Annotated in this window: 2 protein-coding genes; both read left to right on the forward strand. The window is 41.3% G+C overall.

The window, feature by feature from the left end; translation table 11 throughout:
* On the forward strand, nucleotides 1–3,670 hold a 3,670-nt coding region (locus ACM0OR_RS27180; protein ID WP_414579517.1), incomplete at its 5' end, for a hypothetical protein.
* Nucleotides 3,671–3,838: 168 nt separating this feature from the next.
* Nucleotides 3,839–8,185 carry an amino acid adenylation domain-containing protein gene (locus ACM0OR_RS27185; protein WP_414579518.1) on the forward strand — a complete coding sequence of 1,449 codons (4,347 nt, stop codon included), beginning with the start codon at nucleotides 3,839–3,841 and terminating at the stop codon, nucleotides 8,183–8,185.
* The last annotated feature ends 47 nt before the right edge of the window (nucleotides 8,186–8,232 follow it).

Here is an 8,232-nt window from a genome sequence, read left to right on the forward strand (position 1 = left end):
TGTCTTCTCGACTCCCGACCAAGGTGGCGACGACACATTAGATAGTGATGCCAACTCCGCAGGCTTGACTCAAACCGTAACTTTAACAAGTGGTCAATTCAACAGCACATTGGATGCCGGGTTAGTTGAACTGCCTAATCCAACGATCGCCATTGAAAAATTTGTTCGAGTGGATGAAAACCCCATCGCCCTCAAAAAATTGGTGGCTGTTGAACCGATTGGAGGTGGTGCAGAAGGTCAAATGGTTTGCCAGACCGAAGGCAAACCAGAGGTCATGGTCTTCAAGTATGACCCAAATCTGGCCTTTGACACCAATCAAGCAGCTGGTAAAGGCGGTATTGTGGGGACAACCAATGTTCTGGATGATGACCCCAATGCTTACATTGTTGTCACAGACGACAGTGACCCGACCAATGGGCTGACTGGAAAAATCTTCTTTGCAGGCAATGTCACAGTCGGTGAAGAGTTTAGTGCCAGTATCGCCAATGCTGGAACTAGCTTTGGTTCTAACACCTTCATCTACTTCTTTGATCAGCAAAATGGGCCGCTCCTGCAATCATTGCAGTATCATACTTCTTGCTCGACCCCCATTACTTTGGGTGACAAAGCCCTGAGTGCGACCCTGGTGGGCTATGACGGAGTGGATGGTAATAGCTTAGTCAGACTGCCCAGTCCTACGTTTTTGGATGCTAACACTGCTCCTGGACTAGAAACCCTTGTGGGTTCAACAGTGAACTTCCGCTATGAAGTAACGAACACTGGCAACTCTTCTATCAGCAATGTGGTGTTGACAGACAATCGCATCGCCAACATTACCTTTGTTGGAGGTGATATTGATAATGACAGCCAGCTAGATACAAACGAAACTTGGATTTACTCTGCAACTGAGGTGGCTGGAACTGGGCTAGTTATCAATCAGGGGACTGTAACGGGTACAACAGCCAATGGACAAACCACTATAGCAACGGATATAGCTAACTATACTGGCGTTACAGCTCCTGCCGGCAACATTGGTTCCCTAGGTCAGCAAGTGTGCCAGACCGGAGGCAAACCAGAGGTCATGGTCTTCAAGTATGACCCGAACCTGACCTTTGACACCAATCAAGCGGCTGGTAAAGGCGGTATTCTCACCAATGTTGGTCTCGATGATGATAATAATGCCTATATTGTCGTCACCGACGATAGTGACCCAACCAACGGTCTGAGTGGAAAAACTTTCTTCGCTGGTAATGTCACAGTGGGTAGCCAATTCAGTGCCAGTATCACCAACGCTGGAGCTACCTTTGGTTCTAACACCTTCATCTACTTCTTTGATCAGCAAGGCGGGCCACTGCTGCAATCAGTGCAGTATCACACCTCTTGCTCTACCCCCATTACTCTCGGCGACAAAGCCCTGAGCGCAACCTTGGTGGGCTATGACGGGGTGAATGGCGGTCTTATTTCTCTGCCAACCTCCACAGGACCTGTTGTGCCACCCATCAGCAATCCTGTTATTCAACTGCCCCAAATAGATGCAATTTTCGATGTCAATAACATCGGTGTTACAGGGGACACTGCTCCTGGAGTTGTGGCTCAGAGGGGTGATATTGTCACCTTCACTTATCAAGTCACCAATACTGGTAACGTTGATCTGACTCTAGATAATTTGGTGGATGACAACGCTACTCCCGGTGATACCAGCGATGACTTTACGCCCACCTATGTAGAAGGGGATGTCAATGGAGATAGCATTTTCAACCCTGGCGAAGTCTGGTACTTCCAGGCGAAGGAATTAGCAACTCGCCCTGGTCTAAATACCAACATGGTTAAGGTCACGGCTGCTGATGCTGCTGGCACAACCGTGACAGCAGATGACCCTGCTAACTACCTAATCAACCCCCTCGATATCGAGAAATTGGTTGCAATACAACCCATCGGTGCTGCGGAGGAAGGTTTGCAAGTCTGCCAGACCGAAGGCAAACCAGAGGTCATGGTGTTCAAGTATGACCCGAATCTGGCCTTTGACACCAATCAAGCAGCTGGTAAAGGCGGTATTGTGGGGACGACCAATGTTCTGGATGATGACCCCAATGCTTACATTGTTGTCACAGACGACAGTGACCCGACCAATGGGCTGACTGGAAAAACCTTCTTCGCAGGCAATGTGACAGTAGGCAGCGAGTTCAGTGCGAGTATCACCAATGCTGGGTCTACCTTTGGTTCTAATACCTTCATCTACTTCTTTGATGAGCAAAATGGGCCGCTCCTGCAATCATTGCAGTATCATACTTCTTGCTCGACCCCCATTACTCTCGGCGACAAAGCCCTGAGTGCGACCCTGGTGGGATATGACGGAGTGAATGGTAGTAACTTAGTTAGACTGCCCAGCCCCACTTTCGTGGATGCAGATACTTTGGCAACAGCTCCCGAAGCAGTTATAGGAACTCAAGTTGAGTACCAGTATGTAGTTCGTAACTTGGGTACAGAAGCCCTCAGTAATGTAGTGGTCAGTGATGACAAACTGGGTACTCCTACTTATGTGGAAGGGGACGCTAATAATAACAGTCTGCTGGATGCTGGTGAAGAGTGGATTTACACAGCTACTGAAACTGCTGTTAAAGGCGATCGCACCAACACTGCTACAGCAACGGCTAGTCTCATGGGTATTCAAGTCACTGACGCAGATTCTGCCAACTATATCGGTATCAAGCTTGCTGCTCCCACTGGAGATTTAGAAAATCTCTTCGGAAAACCCACACAAATGACCTTTACTTACATTGGAGGTAATTTGGTTAGCACTGGTGGTAAAGATAAAGATGGTAACGGTTTCGGCGATCAAGATGGTAATGCCAAGATCGAAAGTGGTACGGGGGATAATGATCCCAGTGCTTACATTATTGTCTCTAATAAGAACAATATTGCTGAGATTAAAGATGGTCGGGCGAAAACTTATTTCGCTGGAAAAGTTGAGATAGGTCAGTCCTTCAGTGCTGATTTAGATTTCTTAAATCAGGATAAGTTTGAAAATGACACTCGCGTCTTAATCTTTGAAGATGAAGCTGCCTTTAGGAATGGTTTGACTCCACTGCAAGTCATGAAATATAAAACTGATGGGTCACAAGATATGACCATTGGTGACATCATTGGTGGTGTACAACTGGTAGAATATGTCGGTCAAACTAATGGATTTAATGATCCTGAACTTAATCCACTTACGGGTAAAGTTGGTACAGGATTCTATCTTCCTAAAGTCTTAGGATCTGCGAAAACCCTAACCTTTAGCTATACTGACACCAATAATGATGGGATTGCAGGTGGGGTTGATGTCTTGACAGGACAAGGGGATAAAGCCAAAATTTCTGGTATTCAAGATAATGATCCTCTTGCTTATTTCCTCGTTTCTAATAAATCTAATCCTTTTGATAGTGGGGCTAAGATTTACTTTAAAGGAGTAGTTAATCTTAATAACTCTTTTACTGCAAGTCTTGATTTTCAAGGAGTAGATAAGTTTGAGAAGGATACTTTCATCTATCTATTTGATGATTTGGCCTCTTATTCATCAGGTAGTAGTTCCTTACAAACTATGCAATATAAAACTGATGGTTCTGAACCCATGATGTTAAAAGATCAGCTAGGGGGTCTAACCCTGACTGGTTATGCTAGTACAACTGGTTTAGCAGCATTGATCTAAATTAAGTTGAATCCCTAATTTTTAGAACCAATTAATTGATTTTAAGAGATGTTAGCTTTAACATCTTTTTTTTATTTCATATATTTTTCTGTTAATATTAATGTATGACAATAGAATTTTAATCTATTCAATATTAAACATAAAAGCAAAAAAAATATTATTAAAAACATGAACGATTTCCTTTCACTACTTCAAACTGAACAGCTTCAATTATTAGAAAAATGGGCAAGCACGCAAACTGATTATCCTAGAGATACTACCATTCATGATCTGTTTAAAATTCAAGCCAGACAAACTCCTAACTCTATTGCGATCGCCTATAAAAATCAGACACTTACTTATCAAGAACTTGAGCATAAATCAAATCAATTCGCTAATTATATACAGCAAATTGGCATAAAAAAAGAAACACCTATTGCCATATACTTAGACAGTTCTCCAGATGTAATCATCACTATTTTAGCTATTTTAAAAGTAGGCGGAGCTTATTTACCATTGGATACATCTGCCCCTGGAGAAAGATTAAAAACAATTTTAGAAGATGCAAATTCACCCATTTTAATTACTCAAAAATCCCACTTAGATAACCTGGAGATAATTTCCGAAAATCTACATACTATCTGTATTGATGAAAAGCTAAATTTAGCAGATTTTTCAGATGATTTTACACCCGATATTGAAACCACTGCCGATAATTTAGCCTATGTTATGTACACATCAGGTTCAACAGGTAAACCCAAGGGAGTTTGTGTCTTACATCGTGGGGTTGTGCGACTAGTAAAAAATACAAATTATGCTAATTTTAGTCCTAATGAAGTTATTCTACAACTAGCATCTATAGCGTTTGATGCTGCAACTTTTGAAATCTGGGCTGCTTTATTAAATGGGGGCAAACTGGTTTTAATGCCAACTAAAACCCCGACATTACAAGAAATTGGTGCAGCAATTAAACAACATAATATCACTACGTTATGGTTAACAGCAGGGTTATTTAATTTAATCGTAGAAGAACAAATAGAACATTTACAATCTCTGCGACAGCTTTTAGCAGGTGGTGATGTTTTATCGATGTATCACGTCAAAAAAGTATTAAAACTACTACCTAATTGTCAACTAGTTAATGGTTATGGCCCCACGGAAAATACAACCTTTACCTGTTGCCATAGAATTACTATTGATGACCTCACAAAAGATTCAATTCCTATTGGTCGCCCTATTGCTAATACCCAAGTATATATACTCGATGATGCTTTACAATTAGTTCCCATTGGTATTGCAGGTGAACTTTATATTGGGGGTGATGGGTTGGCGCGTGGTTATCTGAATCAACCTGATTTAACGGCAGAAAAATTTATTCAAAACCCCTTTAGTCATGATCCTAATTCTCGTCTTTATAAAACAGGCGATCGCGTGCGCTGGCTACCTGATGGCACAATTGAGTTTTTGGGGCGAATTGATTTTCAAGTAAAAATCAGAGGCTTTCGGGTTGAACTGGGTGAAATTGAGGCGATTTTGGTACAATATCCATCTGTGCGATCGGCTGTTGTAATAGCTCAGGAATATCAACCAGGAGACAAGCGGCTAGTAGCTTATTTTACTAAAGAAGTCAATTACGGTACAGTAACCCCTGGTGAATTACACCATTTTCTCCAACAGAAATTGCCCAATTATATGATTCCATCGGCTTTTATCTTGTTGGAGCAGTTACCCCTCAATGGTAATGGTAAGGTGGATCGAAAAGCTCTACCTAGTGTGGAGAACATCTGCATAGATGTGGATAACAATTGCGTTTCCCTCCGTACTCCAACTGAGGAAAGACTAGCTATTATCTGGAAGAATGTATTAGGGGTGCAGGTAGGAATCGATCAACCATTCTTAGAAGTAGGTGGTCACTCTCTCCATTCCACTCAGATTGTTTCCCGCGTGCGGGACTCTTTTGGGGTGGATTTGCCTGTTTATGCAGTCCTAGAAGCATCCACAATTGCAAAGTTAAGTCAATGGATTGAGTCAGCAAGTCAGCCAAATGAGTCTCATCAGAGTATTTCACCATTACAACCAACTGCCTATAAAAATAATCTACCTCTGTCGTTATATCAAGAACGATTGTGGCTGTTAGAACAAAAGTCTGGTCTTAAACCGATTTATAACTTACCAATGGCGTTTCGACTCCAAGGAACTTTGCAAATTGCCTTCTTGGAACAGGCTATCAACACCATCATTCAAAGACACCAATCTCTGCGAACTACGTTTCCAATTGTGGAAGGACTGCCTATTCAACGCATTGCTTCAGAATTAATCGTCTCTATTCCCATTCAACAAGTCGAGAACGATGAGAAAGTAGAGATGCAACAGTTAGTAGATGCAGAAGCCAGACAACAATTTGACCTCACACAAGAACCACCAATCCGCGCTCGATTGCTGCGGTTGACAGAAAAAGATCATGTCTTGATGATCACAATACATCACATTGTTGCTGATGGCTGGTCATTAGGAATCTTTATCCAGGAGCTATCAGTTCTCTACGCAGCTTATACCCAACAATGCCCTTCTCCCCTAGATTCATCATTACTTCAGTACGGTGATTTTAGCCTTTGGCATCGACAATGGTTTCAGCAGCCAGAGGTATATACCCCATTAGTAGATTACTGGAGTCATCAACTAGCCGATGCACCCCTCTTGCTGCAATTAAGCGATCGCCCCCGGCCTCCATTACAATCTTTTGAAGGACGTATCCAATCATTTCAAATTGACTTAGAACTAACGCAGCAACTGAAAAGCCTCAGTCAACAATCAGGCTCTACACTGTTCATGACACTGTTAACAGGTTTTGTCATTCTGCTACATCGCTATAGTAGTCAAGAAGACATGGTAGTAGGTTCTCCAGTAGCAAATCGCAACCGCACGGAAATTGAATCTGTCATCGGCTGCTTCTCTAATATTGTGCCACTTCGTATCACACTAACTGAGAATCTCTCTGTTCTCAATTTGCTCAAACGGATACAGCAAACAACTCTAGAAGCCTACACCTATCAAGAATTTCCAGTTGAGCAATTGCTGTCTACTTTAAAATCTACTAGGGATTTGAGCTACTCTCCTTGGTATCAGGTGATATTTAATCTACTGAATGTGCCTATGAGTAATCTGGAGCTAACTGGAATAAATATTGAGCAACTACCAATTGAAAAAGGTACTGCTCTATTCGACTTGTCACTGTTGATGTGGGAAACAGCGACAGGATTGGCAGGAATCATAGAATACAATACTGATCTTTTCGATGGGCGCACAATTGAGGAGTTCATCCAAAACTTTCAAACTTTGTTGCGGGAACTTTTAGCCAATCTAGATCAGAGTATCTTATCAATACCAATATTGACGAAGGACGAACAATATTGCCAGCTACAGAGAAATAAATTAAATGCCTTACCCAGAATCAACCCACGCGGAGAAGTTTTCCCAGTTACTAAGTCTGCTCCTCAAGATGAGTTAGAACAGCAACTACTCACTATTTGGAGAAAAATCTTGGGTGTTTCATGTATAGGTGTTAATGATAATTTCTTTAAATTGGGAGGACATTCTTTGTTGGCATTGCGCCTATTTGCAGAAATTGAGAAGACTTTGGGTAAAAAACTACCTCTAGTAACTCTATTTCAAGTACCAACAATTAAAGAACTTGCTGGAGTAATTCGTCAGACAGAAACTTTAGAATCTTCATTTTCTCTAAATTCACCTCAGTTTGATCCTGAAGATTATCGCAAACTTATGGCTATTACTGCCGGACGTCAGGGAGAAAAACCTAGACCTGAATCCTTAATTGTCAGCTTAAATCGTCAAGGTGATAAACAACCATTTTTCTTTTGTGGTAATGCTTTAAATGAAGTGTTGCCATTAGCGAAATGTCTAGGGCAGGAACAACCAATTCATTTTATGGAATCAGGTTTATCTGTATTTAGAGATAAAGCTACAGAACAAAATATAAAAGCGATCGCAGCTTATCATATTCACGATATTCTTACCTTACAACCACAGGGAGATTATATATTGGGTGGTTATTCTGCTGGATGTTTAGTTGCCTACGAAATTGCCAAACAACTTGAGAGTCAGGGTAAAAAAGTTGCTATTCTCGCAGTATTAGATTTTGCTGGGCATGATCCAGTTGTACACCACTATTTTTCTACAATTATACGTGTTTATAACAAGATGAAATCGTTTTTTAAACAGCCATCTCAAGTTAGTAAAGAGATGAGAAATAAGATAATTTCAATCGTGAATCATAATTCTTCAAAGCGTTATATCATGGAAGGATATTCTGGTAGAATTCACCTGTTTTTAAGTAGTGAATTTATGTCTTCATTTCACAAGTTAGCACGGTTGCTTTTTCCCCGATTCGGTTGGACTAAGCAAATGGTAGAACAAGTTGACAAAATGCCAGGTAATCACTTCTCTTTTATAAAAGAACCTCATGTGCAGGTGTTAGCAGACAGATTAACTATGTTATTTAGTGAGTTAAATAAATAGGGCTTGCAGAATAAACAAAAAACCTAGATAAATCAAGAGATTTGGGG

The organism is Anabaena sp. CCY 9402-a, from assembly GCF_963920945.1.
In the GTDB taxonomy this organism is placed as follows: domain Bacteria; phylum Cyanobacteriota; class Cyanobacteriia; order Cyanobacteriales; family Nostocaceae; genus Trichormus; species Trichormus minutissimus.

Coding starts and splice junctions, on each gene's coding strand:
- ACM0OR_RS27185 (WP_414579518.1), top strand. CDS start 3,839: ATGAACGATTTCCTTTCACTACTTCAAACTGAACAGCTTCAATTATTA.